Source organism: Bradyrhizobium sp. HKCCYLRH3059, assembly GCF_051168035.1.
In the GTDB taxonomy this organism is placed as follows: Bacteria; Pseudomonadota; Alphaproteobacteria; order Rhizobiales; family Xanthobacteraceae; genus Bradyrhizobium.
In genome coordinates this window covers 34,858-52,609 of record NZ_JBNPUF010000001.1, presented here as the reverse complement: position 1 = coordinate 52,609, position 17,752 = coordinate 34,858, and the positions used below count along the sequence as shown (strand labels likewise).

15 protein-coding genes are annotated in these 17,752 nt (G+C 67.1%); 11 read left to right on the top strand and 4 right to left on the bottom strand.

What is annotated here, in order from left to right; genetic code table 11:
• Positions 1–108 precede the first annotated feature (108 nt).
• From ACQR13_RS00200 to ACQR13_RS00185, 4 genes are all read right to left on the bottom strand, one after another.
• Entirely contained in the window at positions 109–1,605 is a 1,497-nt protein-coding gene (locus ACQR13_RS00200; protein WP_434862486.1) for a porin, read from the bottom strand.
• Positions 1,602–1,952, bottom strand: a complete 351-nt coding sequence (locus ACQR13_RS00195; protein ID WP_315753058.1) for a hypothetical protein — start codon at positions 1,950–1,952, stop codon at positions 1,602–1,604. Before ACQR13_RS00195 ends, ACQR13_RS00200 begins: the two co-directional genes overlap by 4 nt.
• Before the next feature lie 60 nt (positions 1,953–2,012).
• Positions 2,013–3,014: a LysR family transcriptional regulator gene (locus ACQR13_RS00190; protein WP_315753057.1), complete on the bottom strand. Its 1,002-nt coding sequence runs from the start codon at positions 3,012–3,014 to the stop codon at positions 2,013–2,015.
• A 466-nt stretch (positions 3,015–3,480) separates the two neighbouring features.
• Positions 3,481–4,455, bottom strand: a complete 975-nt coding sequence (locus ACQR13_RS00185; protein ID WP_315753055.1) for a Ku protein — start codon at positions 4,453–4,455, stop codon at positions 3,481–3,483.
• 254 nt (positions 4,456–4,709) lie between these two features.
• Here ACQR13_RS00185 and ACQR13_RS00180 point away from each other — a divergent pair, with 254 nt between their 5' ends.
• The 11 genes from ACQR13_RS00180 (at position 4,710) to ACQR13_RS00130 (ending at position 17,708) form a co-directional block, all read left to right on the top strand.
• Positions 4,710–4,862, top strand: coding sequence for a hypothetical protein (locus ACQR13_RS00180; RefSeq protein WP_315756472.1), 153 nt, complete (start codon positions 4,710–4,712; stop codon positions 4,860–4,862).
• Positions 4,863–5,136: 274 nt separating this feature from the next.
• Positions 5,137–5,811 carry a response regulator transcription factor gene (locus ACQR13_RS00175; protein ID WP_006614547.1) on the top strand — a complete coding sequence of 225 codons (675 nt, stop codon included), beginning with the start codon at positions 5,137–5,139 and terminating at the stop codon, positions 5,809–5,811.
• 62 nt (positions 5,812–5,873) lie between these two features.
• Positions 5,874–7,250: a sensor histidine kinase gene (locus tag ACQR13_RS00170; RefSeq protein ID WP_316187285.1), complete on the top strand. Its 1,377-nt coding sequence runs from the start codon at positions 5,874–5,876 to the stop codon at positions 7,248–7,250.
• Positions 7,251–7,360: 110 nt separating this feature from the next.
• On the top strand, positions 7,361–8,827 hold the full coding sequence (locus tag ACQR13_RS00165; RefSeq protein WP_434862485.1) for a hypothetical protein: 1,467 nt from the start codon (positions 7,361–7,363) through the stop codon (positions 8,825–8,827).
• 106 nt (positions 8,828–8,933) lie between these two features.
• Entirely contained in the window at positions 8,934–9,203 is a 270-nt protein-coding gene (locus ACQR13_RS00160) for a hypothetical protein (protein ID WP_315716145.1), read from the top strand.
• Between the two features lie 138 nt (positions 9,204–9,341).
• Complete coding sequence (ccmI, locus tag ACQR13_RS00155) at positions 9,342–10,445, top strand: c-type cytochrome biogenesis protein CcmI (RefSeq protein ID WP_315716146.1); 1,104 nt, start codon at positions 9,342–9,344, stop codon at positions 10,443–10,445.
• A gap of 31 nt (positions 10,446–10,476) precedes the next feature.
• On the top strand, positions 10,477–10,995 hold the full coding sequence (gene ccmE / locus ACQR13_RS00150) for a cytochrome c maturation protein CcmE (protein ID WP_315716147.1): 519 nt from the start codon (positions 10,477–10,479) through the stop codon (positions 10,993–10,995).
• On the top strand, positions 10,992–12,971 hold the full coding sequence (locus ACQR13_RS00145; protein ID WP_315716148.1) for a heme lyase CcmF/NrfE family subunit: 1,980 nt from the start codon (positions 10,992–10,994) through the stop codon (positions 12,969–12,971). Before ccmE ends, ACQR13_RS00145 begins: the two co-directional genes overlap by 4 nt.
• 5 nt (positions 12,972–12,976) lie before the next feature.
• Positions 12,977–13,462, top strand: coding sequence for a cytochrome c-type biogenesis protein (locus tag ACQR13_RS00140; RefSeq protein WP_316175912.1), 486 nt, complete (start codon positions 12,977–12,979; stop codon positions 13,460–13,462).
• A 330-nt stretch (positions 13,463–13,792) separates the two neighbouring features.
• The gene (locus tag ACQR13_RS00135) at positions 13,793–15,136 is read left to right on the top strand and encodes a methyl-accepting chemotaxis protein (protein ID WP_434862484.1); all 1,344 of its coding nucleotides are present in this window, start codon (positions 13,793–13,795) and stop codon (positions 15,134–15,136) included.
• 568 nt (positions 15,137–15,704) lie between these two features.
• Entirely contained in the window at positions 15,705–17,708 is a 2,004-nt protein-coding gene (locus ACQR13_RS00130) for a methyl-accepting chemotaxis protein (RefSeq protein ID WP_316225748.1), read from the top strand.
• Positions 17,709–17,752: the final 44 nt, after the last annotated feature.

Sequence of the window (17,752 nt, the reverse complement as noted above, 5' to 3'; positions counted from 1 at the left end):
GCATTTCGCCCCATCCCTCGCGACGCGCCGCCTGTCTCCACGAACGAAGCTTCCGGCGGGGGCATCGCCGGAAGCTCGTCGAGCAGTCAGAGGTTCAACAGCCCAGCTTCAAAAGTTGCGCTGGGCGCGCAGCAGCATGCTCACCGTGTCCTGGTCCTTGAGCTGGTAGATCGCGGCCGGCTTTGCCGTGCTCGTGACGGCCGGAGCAATCGCCGTGCCCGAATATTTCTGGTCGAGGTGGCTGTAGGTCACGTCGGCCGAGAAGGTGAGGCCCTTGACCGGCGTCCATCGGGTGATGAGGCCGATCTGTCCGAGATTGAAGTCGGGATTGCAGGTCGAGCCCGCGGTCAGCATCCCGGTGGCGGCGATGCCGGCACAGATGAGGCTCGATCCCGTCTGGCCATAGCGCACCTGGGCATAGGCGCCATACAGCGCCGTATTCCAGCGCGGATCCCAATTGTGGGTGAAGGCGCCGCGCATGCCCCAGGTCTGCACGGTCGACAGGCCCGTGCCGGTGCCGAACACTGCGTCGCCGACGCCGGCGAAGCCGATGCTCTGATAGGCGCCGGCTACGCCCGTGCTGCCATACATCGAATAGGTCGTGTTGGCGAGGCTCTGGAAGTTGTAGCGGCTCGCGCCGTCGGTGTAGACCGCCTGCAGGTTGACGACGTCGCCTGGACCGGTCGGGATGTTCTTGATCGACAGCGCCAGTTGCGCGGCCCAGCCCCACTTGTCGGAGGGATGACCCGAGGTCTCGGACGCGCCGTAATAGGCGGCATGATTGTCATGCGCGGCGAACGACGCCTGGAAGATGCCCCACGCCTGGTCGACGCGAACCATGCCGATGATGTCGGGAGACACCGTCCCGCCGAAGCTGCTCGAGCCATAATTGCCGCCGAGCACGCCGGCCGCGGTGATGCCCGAGGTGTTCCAGATGTTGGTGGTGAAGAACTGCGTCTGGTCTTCCAGCGAGACCGCGGCGGTGATGCCCTGGCCGAAATCGGCGGTGTAGGTGAACTGGTTGACGCCGTTGTTGGAGCCGCTGCCGCCGACCAGGCCGTCGAAATTGTTGCCAGGATAGTTGGTCCAGGGCGCGTCGAAGGTCGACACGGCCTTGCCCATCGTGAATCCGGCGAACTGGATGAAGGCGTAGTAGACGCCGACGATGCCGCCCGAGATGGCGTCGCCGGTGTAGGACGTCGCGCCGGCGCCCGCACCGCCATAGGAGCCCGAGGTCCAGTTCAGCACGGTCTCGAAATAGGTACGCACCACGCCATATTCGGTCGCGGTGCGCGTATCGATGTTCAGATCCTGGCGCGAACGGGTCTGATAGCGGTTGCTCAGGCGGTTATCGGCGCCGGCCTGGCCTGAATAGGCGCCACCATAGTTGCTGTTGGTCCACAGCGCGGTCTCGGCGCGCAGATAGCCGCCGAGCTTGATGCAGGTGTCGGTACCGGGAATGTAGTAGAAGCCCGTGCCGTACAGCGAGCACACCTTCACATATTCGACGGCTTTGGCCTTCAGTGGAAGATCCGCAGCCTGCGCCGCCGCGGCGGACAATATCACTGCTCCCGCTCCGAGTAGCAGGCCCCTCAACGTCTTCATTTCCCGTTTCTCCGGTTGATGGCGATGCACACGGCCCCCCGCGTGTCGCCCCTGGCTTCGCCAGATTGCCGCTCCCACACCTCTGATTCCGACGACGGCTCGATCAGCGCGGCCGGCGGAATGGTTGAATGAAGTGTGCATGAGCCAATTTCAATTTGATGAATGCGCTCTGCTTTGTTCGAAGCCCACTCGATCGTCGTTAACACGCTGCTCGCACGCACCAGCATCGACGCAGTCACGCCGCGGTTTTGGCCTCGCGGTGTCGATTTGTTAATGGTGATAATCGTGAATAGGTTAGATGGGAATCCCGAACAATCCCGGTGCACATCGCAAGCTGCGTACATCATGGCGCGTTCGCAGCGCCGCTGCCGACGCGCGATTGACCTCTCCAGCCTCGCAACGCGATCTCAGCGACGGTTGGGCTCGACGTGAATCGACGTTCGATGTGACGTCGCTGCTACCAACCCGCGTGCGTCGTAATCCGCCGCGCGCGACATTGCGTCCAGCGTGACGCCGCTGCGCCAGCGCTTGACGAAGTCGAGAAAGACCTGCAGCGGCATCGGCGGTTGCCGGCGGCTCGGATGGTACAGGAACAGTCCGGGCGTCGCGTAGCGCCAGCCGGGCAGCAGCCGCATTAGCCGTCCGTCGGCCAGATGCGACTCGATCATCGGCTCGACGAGATACGCGACGCCGATGCCGTCGAGCGCGGCATTCAGCGCCAGATCGAAGTCGTTGACGATAAGGGAGCCGTCCACGGCAATCTCGGTGCGCTCGCCGCCCTTTTCGAAGATCCAGGGCTGCAGCGTATCGTCGGCAGGGACCCGATGTCGGATGCAATTATGGGCCTGGAGATCCTCGGGCACGGCCGGCGCGGGATGCGCCGCGAGATAGCCGGGGGCGGCAACCGCAACGAAGCTGCACTCGTCGAAGACGCGGATGACCTTCATGTCGCGCTCCACCCGGTGGCCGGATCTGATGCCGGCATCAAAGCGATTGCGCACGATGTCACTGTTGGTGTCGTCGACAGCTAGTTCGATATGGATGTCCGGGTATTCGGCCAGGAATGACCTGATCAGGGGCCCGAGCCCTCTCACGGCGAACACACGGGATACGGTCAGGCGCAGGGTACCCATCGGCTTGTCGCGGAACGCGTTGATGCTCTCGATGGCCTGGTCGACCCGTTCGAGAATCGGCTGGATCTCCGCCAGCAGGCGCTCGCCGGCCTCGGTGAGGGCCACGCTGCGCGTCGTCCGGTTGAACAGCCTGACGTCCAGCCGCTCCTCGAGGCTCTTGATGGTCTGGCTGATGGTCGGCAAGGAGCAGCCGAGATGAGCGGCCGCCTTGGTGAAGCTCAACGAATCCGCGACGGCTGCGAAAGCGGAGAGCTCGGACAGCTGAACCCGTGCCATCGCTAGGCGTACTGCGCCCGGCGTTGGTCCGCATCGTGCTGAAACATCCACATCCCCCTGATACGCCGCGTCGTGCGGCTGAGACGACTTCGCCAGCGTCGTCCCGACCGATCAGGCACATCAATCTTCCATCAGGAAGCCTACGCCCGGATCACCATCCCGCGCCGCAGAGCTAGGTGCGACGTGATCATTCCGCAAGCATCGAAGTGATGTCGAAACGATCACAAATCCGCGCCTGATCGCCGGACCACCATCGCAGGATCGACTTACCTGACCTAGGCAGATATTTTTTCCACCAATTGGGGGGCGATCGATGCGGTGTCCTTGGTGGATGACCCGCAACACCACGCGCGATGGCGTGCCCACGGCAACAGCTGGAACTCGCGGGAGTCGCGGTCGAGCGACCATTATGCACAGGACCCGTGCGCCGCGCGAAGGTTCGGAGGTCGTTCGCCGTATCGACGCCTCAACTGGCCTTGCGTGAGCGTGCGGTGGTTCGTGCCGGCTTCTCCGACTTCTTCGGCTCCTCGGCCTTCTTCGGCTCGTCCTTGGCCTTCTTGCCGCTGATCGGCAGCAGCATCTCGCGCTGGCCTTCGACGCGCTTCTTCGGCTTCTTGGCCTTGGCCTTCGGCGCGGGGGCGCCAGCGGCGGGCGCCTTGTCACCCTCGCTGGCAAGGCTGCGCTTCAGGGCGTCCATCAGGTTGATGACGTTGCCGCTCGACTTCGGTGCAGCCTTGGCGGCGATGGTCACGCCGCTGCGCTTCTTGTTGATGAGCTCGATCAGCGCGGCCTCGTAGTGATCCTCGAAGTTCTCCGGCTGGAAGTCGGCCGATTTCTTCTCGACGATGTGCTTGGCGAGATCCAGCATGTCGCTGGTGATCTTCACATCCTGGATGTCGTCGAAATATTCTTCCTCGTTGCGCACCTCGTAAGGGTAGCGCAGCAGCGTTCCCATCAGGCCCTTGCCGAGCGGCTCCAGCGCGATGATGTGCTCGCGATTGGTGAGCACGACCCGGCCGATCGCGACCTTGTCCATGCTGCGGATGGTCTCGCGAATGACCGCGAAGGCGTCGTGGCCGACCTTGCCGTCGGGGACGAGATAATAGGGACGGATCAGATAGCGGCTGTCGATGTCGGTGCGCGGCACGAACTCGTCGATCTCGATCGTGTGCGTCGATTCCAGCGCGATGTCCTCGAGCTCGTCCTTGGTGACCTCGATGTAGGTGTCGGTGTCGACCTTGTAGCCCTTGACGATGTCGTCATTGGCGACTTCCTCGCCGGTCTCGGCATCGACCCTGCTGTATTTGATGCGGTGGCCGGTCTTGCGGTTGATCTGGTTGAAGGAGACCTTCTCGGACTCCGATGTCGCCGGATAGAGCGCGACCGGACAGGTCACGAGCGACAGGCGCAGAAAACCCTTCCAATTGGCGCGCGGGGCCATGACCTACTCCACTTAACTCCGAACTAACGGCTTGCTCCGAACCGGACTGCTGCGGGCGTCGTTCTCGCGGCAGCCGCGAGGATAACACCCGAGGCTGCGGATTCAACAAGCTGGCCGGCAGATTCTCGGATCGGCGTTAACCCGTCGCAGGGGGCGCCGCCCGGAACATCATCTGGCTGCCGACGTTGCCAACGGGAGTGCGTGACAGAGCGCTTCACCGCTCGGAATGCGAATAACAGTGAGCTGAGGGCACCATGGCAGCCAGACGACCGACGCAGATCGTCGAGACCCCCACCGAAGCGCGGCAGGGCGAGCCTGGACCGTCCGTCCTGGCGATCCTGGCCATCTCCACCGGACTGGCGCTGCTCGTCCTTGGCCTGATCTGGTTCGTGTTCTTCCGCACCTGACGCGAGGACCGTTCGATCCGCTCCGTTACGTGGCCGGGTAACGTCCGTCCGCGTCCCTCAGATCCGCGTTCGAGCCCCGCCATCCGTGCGGCGGGTCTTCTCATGCCCGTCTTTCAGAGCTTATATCCGCCCCAATTCTGTCGGCCCCTGCCGGCGGTCCCGATCGAGATGACCAAAAAGTAACCTGGTCGCTCGGGTTCCGTTCATGCACGGTTCACGGCCTTCCGGTTCATCTTGAGGGCGGAAATCGTGCAGTTCAGCTTTGGAGGCAAGCGTGCGTCTGCTCGTTGTCGAGGACGATCCGGATCTCAACCGTCAGCTCACCACGGCCCTGAGCGACGCCGGCTACGTCGTGGACCGTGCGTTCGATGGGGAGGAAGGGCACTATCTGGGCGACAGCGAGCCCTACGACGCTGTCGTGCTGGACATCGGCCTGCCCAAGATGGACGGCATTTCGGTGCTGGAGGCGTGGCGGCGCAATGGCCGGGCGATGCCGGTCTTGATTCTCACCGCGCGCGACCGCTGGAGCGACAAGGTCCAGGGCTTCGACGCCGGTGCCGACGACTACGTGGCCAAGCCCTTCCACCTGGAAGAGGTTCTGGCGCGCATCCGCGCGCTGCTGCGCCGCTCGGCCGGCCACGCCCAGAGCGAGCTGACCTGCGGGCCGGTCACCCTCGACACCCGCACTGGCAAGGTCAGCGTGTCGGGCAACCCCGTCAAGATGACCTCACACGAATACCGCCTGCTGTCCTATCTGATGCATCATTCCGGCCGCGTCGTCTCGCGCAGCGAGCTGGTCGAGCATCTCTACGACCAGGACTTCGACCGCGACTCGAACACCATCGAGGTGTTCGTCGGCCGCATCAGGAAGAAGCTCGACTGCGACGTCATCCAGACCGTGCGCGGCCTCGGCTACCTGCTGACCCCGCCGCCGGCCGCAGGCGCCTGATCCGTTTCCGGAGCCAGCCATTCGAGGTGGCCGGGCCCCGGCCGTTTCGCTAGTTTGCGGTCATGCGCCAGAGTTCACTTGCCACCCGGTTGTTCCTGTCCGCGACCGCGTGGCTCGTGGTCATCCTCGCCATCACCGGCATCGTGCTGTCCTCGGTGTATCGCAATGCGACCGAGCGCGCCTTCGATCGCCGGCTCAACCTCTATCTCCGCACCCTGATCGCCGAGGTCGCCACCCCCGACGATCCGCCGGACCGCCAATTCCAGTCCTTGGGCGAGCCGCTGTTCGAGCTGCCGCTGTCCGGCTGGTACTGGCAGATCACCCGTACCGACACCGAGAAGCCGGAGGTACGGGCCTCGCGCTCGCTGTGGGACAAGAAGCTGCCCAAGCTGGAGGAGCAGGGGATCGAGCTGACGGCGGCCGGGATCCGGATCGGCTATGTCGAAGGGCCGGAGAACCAGGACCTGCGCATGGTCGAGCGCCCGGTGGATCTCGGCTCCGACGGCAAGTTCCTGGTCAGCGTCGCCGGCGATGCCTCGGAGATCTTCGACGAGACCCGCAGCTTCGACTACTACCTCGGCGGCACCTTCACCGCGCTCGGGATCGTGCTGCTGCTCACGACCATCTTCCAGGTCCGCTATGGCCTCGCGCCGCTGAAACGCATCTCCGAATCGATCGCCGACATCCGGTCCGGGCGTGCCGAGCGGCTGGAAGGGGAGTTTCCGGTGGAGATCGCGCCGCTGGCCCGCGAGACCAATGCCCTCATCGACGCCAATCGCGAGATCGTCGAGCGGGCGCGCACGCATGTCGGCAATCTCGCCCATGCCATCAAGACGCCGCTCTCGGTCATCGTGAACGAAGCGGCGACCCATGCGGCGGACCCCTTCGCGGCCAAGGTGATGGAGCAGGCGGACGTCATGCGCGACCAGGTCGCCCACCACCTCGAGCGGGCGCGGATCGCCGCGCGCGTCACCATCGTGTCCACCGTGACGGAGGTGGCGCCGGCCATCGAGGCGCTGCGCCGCACCATGGAAAAGATCTACCGCGACCGCAGCATCGTGGTCGAGGCGACCGCCGATCCCGCCGCGCGGTTTCGCGGCGAGCGCCAGGATCTCGAGGAGATGGTCGGCAATCTGGTCGACAATGCCTGCAAATGGGCGGCTTCGCGGGTCTCGGTCGAGCTCACCGTGGAGCCGCCGGCCCAGTCCGGGGCCTCGCCGATGCTGCGGATCGTGGTCGATGACGATGGCCGCGGCCTTTCGGCGGCCGAGCGCGCCCAGGTGCTGCGGCGCGGCCAGCGGCTGGACGAATCCAAGCCGGGGTCGGGGCTCGGGCTGTCGATCGTCACCGATCTGGCTGCGCTCTATGGCGGCCGCCTGACCCTGGGCGATGCCCCGACCGGGGGACTGCGGGCGGAGCTGAGACTTCCCGGCGTTTGACGGGGTGGCGAATTTCGCCATCCTAAAGGTGTTCTTAATACCGCGGACGCTATGGTTCGGGCAGGGGTGCGCGATGTGCGCTCTCGCCGTGGAAATTTGCACGCCGGCGCATGGGTCAGACAGCTCACGAGCGGTTAAGGGAATATCTCGGGCAGCTGCCGCCGAACGCGCAGTCGCTCCTGATGCGCGAATTCGAGCGCGCCATCGAGCGCGGCCAGGACGTCGCCGTGGCGACCCTGGTGCTCGAGCAGCTGCGCAAGGTGGTGCGGCCCGTCGCGCCGCCGGCTCCCGCTCCAGCAGCCGACCCGGCGCGGCCCCAACCCGCCATCGAGGTCGCCCGTCCGCAAGGCCGCGACGAGCGCCGCCAGAGCGGCGATGGCCCGCGTCGGCTGTTCCGGCCGCTCGACCCGTTCCTCACCGATTCCACCGGTCCTCTCCGTCCCGGCCAGATCCGCCGTGCCTCGCTGCTGCCGGTCTGGCAGTGGCTCGGTCGCGAAGGCGCGCCGGAGCGCTACGCCGAATTCGAGGCCGCGATGTCGGTCTCCGGCGACAGTTCGCGCGAGGTCGAGATGGCCGCACGCAAGCTGCAGCGCGCCGCCGCCGAGGCGCTGATGAACCTCGTCGGCCCCAACGCGACCGGCGACCGGCAGCGCGCGCTGGCCCGCATCGGCGCCCCCAGCGTGATCGAGGATCTGCTGCCGATCGCGCTGGTGCTGCAGAACCGCGAGGCGCTCGACGGCCTCAATGGCCGGTTGCCCGGCATCATCCGCGTGCTCGGCGATTCGCAGATCGCCTCCGTCACCGAAGCCATCAACGTGCCGTCGCTGCAGACGCCCTCGATGCTGCCGTTCGCACTGTCGCTGGTGATGCAGCGGCTCGCCGCGCCCTGGCAGATCATCCGGCTCGCCACCAAGATCGCCGCCTCCGACGACGAGATCAGGGTCGCGGCGACCCCGTTCGGCGTCGCCGTCACCATCGCGCTCAACGATCTCGCCGGTCTCGCCTCGGTGCTGCGCGCCGACATCCGGCGCGGTCATTTCTCCGATCTCGGCGATACGCTGAAGACGCTGCATGACGGCGTTCGCGGCCTGCGCACCGAGCTCGACCTGCGCTCGGAATCGAACTGGGGCAAGCAGCTCACCGCGATCCGCGCCGACATCTCCAATGCCCTGCAATCGGAGATCGACAGCGTGCCTGGCCGCGTCCGCCGCATCCTGCGCCAGCGCGCCGACAAGGACATTCCGGCCGGCGCCGGCGTCGATGGCAGCGAGGTCGAGGAGGTGGCTGCACTGATCGAGTTCGTCGCCGTCTGCCGCAACTATGCCAGCGAGCTCGCGATCAACGAGGTGACGCTGCGGACCTATTCCGATCTGCAGCAATATGTCGAGAAGGCCACCGAAGCGCTGGTGCAGTCGCTGCGCTCGGGCGACGCGCGGGCGCGCGCCTATCGGCAGTCGCAGGTGTCGGCGGCGATCCGCTTCTGTCACGTCCTGTTCGGCAACGACTACGCCCAATTGATGAGCAGGTCGGCCGAGAACGCGATAAACGGCGAGCGAAAATCCTCGCGCGCCGGTTGAGATTTTCTGCTAGTCTGTCCACGTTTCTGATTTTGCAATTTCAGGTTGACCTCGCCCCGGGGCCACGCATAGGTTCCGCCAAGTTCCATCCATTTTCATCAAGACCATGATTTCCGTCATCAACTTCGTCGAGGTCGAGAACCGCGTCGTCCGCGCGACCTATCGCAACCTCATGATCAAGGCCAAGGTCGTGCTCGTCGACAAGACGAGCGGGGCGCCACTTCCCGATCCCGTCACCACCATCGCCTCGCCGGTCCCGGTCGGGTCGCTGCGGATCAGGCTCACCGACCATGTCCGGCCGGGGACCTATTTCCTTATGGCCCTGAACGGGCACGGCAGCTATCTCGCCAAGAGCGCCGAGTTCGAGGTCCCCTAATTACGTAATCCTCCTGAGTTTTTTGGCGCGGACGGCTGCGCTACCACGGCGGCAAATGTGAATTGCCGCCGGGAACGGTGCTGGTTAAAAGCGGCGCGAGGCGCGCCTGCCGGTGGGCGCTGACTGGAACTCTGTCCGATGACTCTCTGGTTCGTGTTCGCCGTGATGACGGCCGCGGCGATCTTCGCCGTCCTGCTGCCGCTCGGCCTGGGCGCGCGGGCCGCGTCTGGTGGTCGCGAGGTCGTCGTCTACAAGGACCAGCTGGCCGAGATCGAGCGCGACGTCGAAACCGGGCTTATCGGCAAGGTCGAGGCGGAAGCCGCGCGGGTCGAGATCGGCCGCCGCCTGCTGGCCGCCGCGGACCAGGAGGGCGAGGCCGCGGGGAAGCCGAGCCTCGGCCTGCGCCGCGCGTCGGCCGTGCTGGCGCTGATCGGCGTGCCGATCGTGGCGCTCGCGGTCTACCTGCCGCTCGGCTCGCCGCAACTGCCGGATTTCCCGCTCACCGCACGCGCGGCGCCGCCCAACGGGACGCAGCCGCTGGAAACGCTGGTGGCGCAGGTCGAGCAGCACCTGCAGAAGAACCCGACCGACGGCCGCGGCTGGACCGTGCTCGCCCCGGTGCTGGCGCGGCTCGGCCGCACCGATGACGCGATTCGGGCCTATCGCAATATGATCACCTATGCCGGCGACGGCGCGGCCAAGCGCGCCGATCTCGGCGAGATGATCACGGCCGCCGCTGGCGGCGTCGTCACCGCCGAGGCCAAGGCGGAGTTCGAGCGCGCCCATGCGCTCGAGGCCGACGAGCCGAAGTCGAACTACTATCTCGGTCTCGCCGCCGAGCAGGACGGCCGCAAGGACGATGCGGCCAACATCTGGCGGGCGATGCTGGGCAAGGCGCCGGCGGATGCGCCGTGGCGGCCGCTGGTGACGGCGGCGCTCGGCCGGGTCGGCGGCGGCGAGGTGCCGGCGCTGCCGAGCGAGGCGATGGCCGCGGCCAAGAGCATGAGCGACGGTGACCGCGAGACGATGATCCGCGGCATGGTCGACCGGCTGGCGGCGCGGCTGAAGCAGAATGGCGACGACGTCGAGGGCTGGCTGCGCCTGGTGCGCGCCTATGTCGTGATGGGCGATCTCGACAAGGCCAAGGGGGCGTTGTCGGATGCGCGGCAGGCGGTGTCCGGCGATGCCGAGCGGTTGCGGCAGCTCAACGAGGGCGTGAAGACTTTCGGCTTGGATGGATGAGCGGCGCTTCCGCCGCCAACGGGATCAAGGGATGACACGCAAGCAGAGGCGTTTGACGATCATCGGCGGGGCGCTGTTCGTGCTCGCGGTCGCCGCAGGGCTGGTGCTCAACGCGCTGCGCGACTCCATCGTGTTCTTCTCGACCCCGACCATGGTCGCAGAGAAGCATATCGGCCCGGGCAAGCGCTTCCGGCTCGGCGGCCTGGTGCAGCCGGGCTCGCTGAAGCGCGGCGACGATCTCGCCGTCAGCTTCGAGGTCGCCGATGGCGGCGCCAAGCTGCCGGTCGCCTACAAGGGCATCCTGCCGGATCTGTTCCGCGAAGGGCAGGGCGTCGTCGCCGAGGGCGCGCTCGATGCCGACGGCGTGTTCAAGGCCGACACCGTGCTCGCCAAGCACGACGAGACCTACATGCCGAAGGAAGTCGCCGATGCCCTGAAGAAGCAGGGTCATTGGAAGGACGATTACGGCAAGCCGAAAGGCGGCGCCAAACCGGGCCCGGTGTCGATGCGTGAGGGCACTGACAAGACCGCGGCGGGAGCGACGCAGTGATTGCAGAGAGCGGACACTACGCCCTGGTGCTGGCGCTTGCGCTGGCGCTGATTCAGTCCACCGTGCCGATGCTCGGCGCGCATCAACGTGACGTCGCCCTGATGAATGTCGGCCGCTCGGCCGCGCTGGCGCAATTGCTGTTCGCCGGTCTCTCCTTCATCGCGCTGATCACGTTGCACGTGACCTCGGATTTCTCCGTCGCCAACGTGTTCGAGAACTCGCATTCGATGAAGCCGCTACTCTACAAGATCACCGGCGTGTGGGGCAACCACGAAGGCTCGATGCTCTTGTGGGTGTCGATCCTGGCGCTGTTCGGGGCGATGGTCGCAGCCTTCGGCAACAATCTGCCGCTGTCCTTGCGCGCCCGCGTGCTCGCGGTGCAGGCCTGGGTGGCGACCGCGTTCTATCTGTTCATCCTGACCACATCGAATCCGTTCGCGCGCCTCGCCAACCCGCCGATCGAGGGCCGCGATCTCAATCCGGTGCTGCAGGACATCGGCCTCGCCGTGCATCCGCCGATGCTCTATCTCGGCTATGTCGGCTTCTCGATCTCGTTCTCGTTCGCAATCGCAGCCCTGCTCGAAGGCCGCATCGATGCCGCCTGGGCGCGCTGGGTGCGGCCGTGGACCCTGATGGCCTGGATCTTCCTGACGCTCGGCATCGCCATGGGCTCGTACTGGGCCTATTACGAGCTCGGCTGGGGCGGCTGGTGGTTCTGGGACCCGGTCGAGAACGCCTCGCTGATGCCCTGGCTCGCCGGCACCGCGCTGTTGCACTCCGCTGTCGTCATGGAGAAGCGCAACGCGCTCAAGGTCTGGACCATCCTGCTGTCGATCCTGACCTTCTCGCTGTCCCTGCTCGGCACCTTCCTGGTGCGCTCCGGCGTCATCACCTCGGTGCACGCCTTCGCCAGCGATCCGACGCGCGGCGTGTTCATCCTCGGCATCCTCGTGCTGTTCATCGGCGGCAGCCTCACGCTGTTCGCCGGCCGCGCCACCGCGCTGAAGCAGGGCGGCCTGTTCGCGCCGATCTCGCGCGAAGGCGCGCTGGTCTTGAACAATCTGCTGCTCACCGTGTCCTGCGCCACCGTGCTGTTCGGCACGCTCTATCCGGTGATCATGGAGGCGCTCGACTTCAAGCTCTCGGTCGGCGCGCCGTTCTACAACATCACCTTCGGCCCCTTGTTCGCGCTGTTGCTGCTGATGGTGCCGTTCGGTCCGATGCTGGCGTGGAAGCGCGGCGACCTCGTCGCGGCGACCCAACGGCTGCTCGCGGCCGGCGTCACGGCGCTGGTGGCGATCGCGATCGTCTGGGCCTGGGCGCGCGGCGGCAGCGCGCTGGCGCCGCTCGGCATCGGTCTCGGCGTGTTCGTCATCACCGGCTCGGTCGTCGATCTGGTCGAGCGCAGCGGCGTGGCCCGCGTGCCGTTCAGGACCGCGCTGCACCGGACGGCCGGCCTGCCGCGCTCGGTGTGGGGCACGGCGTTCGCGCATGCCGGCCTCGGCATAGCGCTGCTCGGCATCGTCTGCGAGACCACCTGGAACAGCGAGCTGATCAGTACGCTGCGTCCGGGCGACGTCCGCAATCTCGCCGGCTACCAGATCAAGTTCGACGGCATGAGCCAGCGCCAGGGCCCGAATTTCAGCGAGGTCGTCAGCACCTTCGTCATCAGCGAGGACGGCAGGCAGCTCAGCGTCCTGACGCCGAGCAAGCGCAGCTTCGCCACCCGCGGCATGTCGACGACGGAAGCCGCGCTGATGACCCGCGGCGTCAGCCAGCTCTACGTCTCGCTCGGCGATGCCACCGCCGACGGCGGCCTCGCCGTGCGCATCTATCACAAGCCGCTGGTGCTCTTGATCTGGTTCGGTCCGGTGCTGATGGCGTTCGGCGGCCTGCTGTCGCTGTCCGACCGGCGCCTGCGCGTCGGCGCCCCGCGGCCGGCGCGCGCCGCGCGCGCGCTGCAGCCGGCGGAGTAGGGCGGATGCGACGCAGTCTCGGCTTCCTCGCGCTCGCGCTGCTGCTGCTTGCCGCACCGGTCGCGCATGCCGTGCAGCCCGACGAGGTCATGTCGGACACCGCCAAGGAGCAGCGCGCCCGCGCGCTGTCGCGCGAGCTGCGCTGCATGGTCTGCCAGAACCAGTCGATCGACGATTCCGATGCGCCGCTGGCGCGCGACCTGCGCCTGCTGGTGCGCGAGCGCCTCGCCGCCGGTGACAGTGACAATCAAGTGCTGGATTTCCTGGTCGCGCGCTACGGCCAGTTCGTGCTGCTGAAGCCGCGCTTCGAGCGCCAGACCCTCCTGCTGTGGCTGCTGCCGCCGGTGCTGCTGCTCGGCGGCGGCTTGGCGCTGTGGTGGCAGGTCCGCCGCCGCGGCCAGCGCGGCCCGGAGGCCACGCCGAAGCTGACGGCCGAGGAGGAGGCGCGCCTCGCCGCGCTGATGGCCGCCGAGAAGCCGCCGGCGACGTGATGATCCGCTAACGCCACGATCCCCTGCCAGTTAGTTACTCCGTCATGCCCGGGCTTGACCCGGGCATCCACGTGGATCCCAGAGTGCCGGACGACGTGGATGGCCGGGTCAAGCCCGGCCATGACGACGGAGAGAGGCGGGCTGAAAGCGCGCGTGGTGCGAAGGCCGGCTGTCGCGAGTAAGAAGCGTGCGCAGCAAATGAGAACGCGCCGTCGATCCGCAAAACCCCCGTGCTTTCCCGTGCTCCGCACCTACCCGCGCTTTCAGCTTATTTTACCTTTGTCTGGAAGTGTGCGTTGACATTCCGTCTGACGTACCCGGGCAAAGCCGATGTTCTCCAACAGTAATCTGACGATCCGCTTCCTCGTGGGAGGCGTCGTCGCCTCTCTCCTCATGCTGTTGGCGATCGGCGGCGGCACCGGCTTCATCGCGGTGCTCTATCTCAACAACCAGATCACCGGCCTGTCGTCGGACTTCGCCAATCTCAGCGGTCCCGCCCGTGATCATGCGATGCTGATCTACCAGCAGGCGCAGTCGGCGTTCTCCTACTTCCTGATGGCCTGCGCGGCCATCGCGGTGTTCGCCAGCGCCGTCTGCCTGATGACCTATGCCGCCGTGCAGAACGGCATCCTGCGCCCGCTCGCCGCGATGGTCTCGGCCATGCGCGACGTCGCCGACCAGAAATACGGCACGTCGATTCCCGGCCTCGGCCTCAGCAACGAGATCGGCCAGCTCGCCGGCGCGCTCGAGGTGTTCAAGACCAACGGCATCGAGCGCCAGCGCCTCACCGCGCGCGAATTGCAGGAGGCGCAGCGCCAGGGCGAGCGCTCGCGCTTTCTCGACGGCCGCATCCATTCCTTCAACGACCTCGTCGCCAGCGTCGTCAGCAGCGTGGCGTCCTCGGCCATCCGGCTGAAGAGCAATGCCGAGACCCTGTCGCGCGCCGCCAACGATACCTCGGCCAAGGCCAATGCGGTCGAGGCCGCCGCCAACCACGCCAATCGCAGCGTCCAGACCGTGGCCGGCTCGACCGAGGAGATGACGAGCTCGATCGGCACCATCAGCCGCCGCGTCTCCGACGCCACCCAGCGCGCCGAGGGCGCGGCCTCGCAGGCCGAGAAGAGCAAGAACACCATCCACGCGCTGTCGGACGCCGCCGAGAAGATCGGGGCCGTGGTCCAGCTCGTGCAGGCGATCGCCTCGCAGACCAATTTGCTGGCGCTGAACGCCACCATCGAGGCCGCCCGCGCCGGCGAGGCCGGCCGGGGCTTTTCGGTCGTCGCCTCGGAGGTGAAGAACCTCGCCAACCAGACCAGCAAGGCGACCGACGAGATCTCGGCCCACGTCGCCAGCATCCAGGGCATCACCGCCGAGACCCGCGGCGCCATCGACGGCATCTCGACCACGCTCAGCGAGATCAGCGCCATCATGTCCGGCATCGAGGTCGACACCTCGCAGCAGCGCAACGCCACCCAGGACATCTCCCGGAGCGTCCAGGAAGCCGCCCGCGGCACCCTCGACGTCTCCAACCACATCGCCCAGATCAGCTCCACGTCAGCCGAAACCGGTCGCCTCGCCTCTGAGGCCCGCGACGCCGCCGGCGAGCTGTCGCAACAGGCCGAGACGCTGAAGCGCGAGGTGGATGCGTTCATCGTGAGCGTGAAGGCGAGCTGATCGGGCGGCTAGCGCCGCACGACAACAGCCAGCCATCATCTCCGCCGTCATTCCGGGGCATTCGCGGCACGCGAATGAGCCCGGAATCCATAACCACGAGCGGTTGTGGTGGCGACGGGCCGTTTCGGCGTATTGCTCCACCAACTGCGAGTCGTGGCTATGGATTCCGGGCTCGCGCTCACGCGCGCCCCGGAATGACGGCGGCGAGAGCGTCGTCCCCGCCATGACGCGAAGCCGTCGCCCAGCCCTCCGCTGTCGTCCCTGCGAACGCAGGGACCCATAGCCACAGGGAGATGCTGTTGTGCGGGATGTCGGACCAGTCTTGTTTCACGACAACCGCCGCGGAGTATGGGTCCCTGCGTTCGCAGGGACGACATCGGAGTTGGTGGAGGCCGCTCGCGTCACACCGGCAGCTGCGAGCCGCGGCCGTCTAACCCGCTATTAGTAAATATCCCCCATCGTGCACATGCATAGCTCTGAGTCGCCGGACAGGCGGCCGATGCTGCGCGGCAGGCGCGTGGCGACGTCAGTTCGCCCGCCTGCCGCTCTTGGGGGAGCGGACGAGGACATGATGAGCTTGAAGATCAGGGGGCGTCTCTACGCCGGCTTTGCGGCGCTCATCGTCGCCGGTGCTGTGATGGCGGCTGTGGCGGTGTGGAATCTGTGGGCGGTGCGCGACCAGGTCGCAAGCATGTCGGCGCTGTCGGACGCGACCGCGCGCATCCTGCAGATCTCCGACCATTTGCAGGCGATCCAGCGCGCCAACCTGCGCTACATCCACGACGCCAACGAGCCGGCGCTCAAGGAGGCGGCCGAGCGCGAGGCGGCGGCGACCGCGCTGCTGCAGGCGGCCACCACCGGCCCGCTGTCCGCGGAGCGGAGCAGGCTCTATGGCGATCTCACGAGCGAGATCGCGCAGATGCAGACCCAGCGCGATGCGCTTAGCGACGCCGTCAAGCAGATGAAGACCGGCCGCGCCGCGCTGCTGCCGGGCGGCGAGGACCTCGCCGCCAAGGCCGCCAAGCTGTCGATCGCGGCGCGCATCTCGAAAGAGCCGGAGGTCATGACCGCGGTCGCGGACATCGACGCCCGCCTGCAGCTCGTCCGTATCGCGACCTGGCGCTTCCTGGCGCTGCGCGACACCAAGTCCGCCTCCGCCTTCCGCGCCGGCGTCGACAATGTCGAGCAGCGGCTCGCCACGCTGGAGGGCGCGTCGCCGCCGGCGGGCGTGCTGGCCGCGATCGCGCCGGTGAAGGCCTCGCTGGAGCTGAACAAGACCGCGTTCGAGGCCACCGCCGCCGCCGCACTGAAGTCCGAGGACATCTACGCCACCGCGATCGAGCCGCTGATCGCCCGGAGCATCGACACGCTCAAGGCCGCCGAAACGGGCGTGAATGCCGACTATCACGCTTCTCGCGCGCGCGCCGAGGGCGCCATCGACAGCACCATCTCGCTGCAGATGCTGGTCGGCGCCGCCGCCATCCTGTTCGGCTGCCTCGTCGCTGTCCTGATCGCGCGCAGCATCGTCGGCCCGCTGGCGTCGATGACGCGGGCGATGGGACGGCTCGCGAGCGGCGACGTCGCCGTCGAAATTCCCGGCCGCGGCGCCAGCGACGAGATCGGCGCCATGGCGACGGCGATCCAGGTGTTCAAGGACAGCATGGCCGAGACCGAGCGTCTGCGCGCCGAGCATGCGGACGCCGAAGCGCGGCAGGAGCAGCAGCGCCGGGACGACATGGCGAAGCTCGCGCGCCAGTTCGAGCAGGCGGTCGGCGAGATCGTCGATGCGGTGTCGCATGCCTCCAGCGAGCTCGAGGCCTCCGCCGGCACCTTGACCAGCACGGCCTCGCGCGCCCAGGACCTGTCGACGGAGGTCGCGGCTGCCTCACAGGAGGCCTCATCCAACGTGCAGACGGTGGCCTCCGCCGCCGAGGAGCTGTCGTCCTCGGTCAGCGAGATCTCCCGCCAGGTGCAGGAATCCGCGCGCATCGCGAGCGAAGCGGTGGCGCAGGCCAACCGCACCAATGAGCGCGTCGGCACCCTGTCGAAGGCCGCCACCCGCATCGGCGACGTGCTCGAGCTGATCAGTAGCATCGCCGGCCAGACCAATCTGCTGGCGCTCAACGCCACCATCGAGGCGGCGCGCGCGGGCGAAGCCGGCCGCGGCTTCGCGGTCGTCGCCGCCGAGGTCAAGGCGCTGGCCGAGCAGACTGCGAAAGCCACCGGCGAAATCGCCCAGCAGGTCTCCGGCATCCAGGCCGCCACCGCGGAGTCGGTCGGCTCGATCAAGGAGATCGGCAGCACCATCGGCCGCCTGTCGGAGATCGCAGCGGCCGTCTCCGCCGCCGTCGAAGAGCAGGGCGCCGCGACGCAAGAAATCTCCCGCAACGTCCAGCACGCCGCCAACGGCACCCAGCGCGTGTCGCGGAACATCGACGACGTGCAGCGGGGGGCCTCGGAGACGGGCTCCGCGTCGGCCCAGGTGCTGACCGCGGCGAGGTCGCTGTCGGCGGAGAGCGGACGGTTGAAGCGCGAGGTGAGTAGGTTCCTGGGGTCGTTGCAGGCGGCGTGATGGGGCGAGGGGTTGCCCAATCAGCGATGCATAGGGCAAATTAG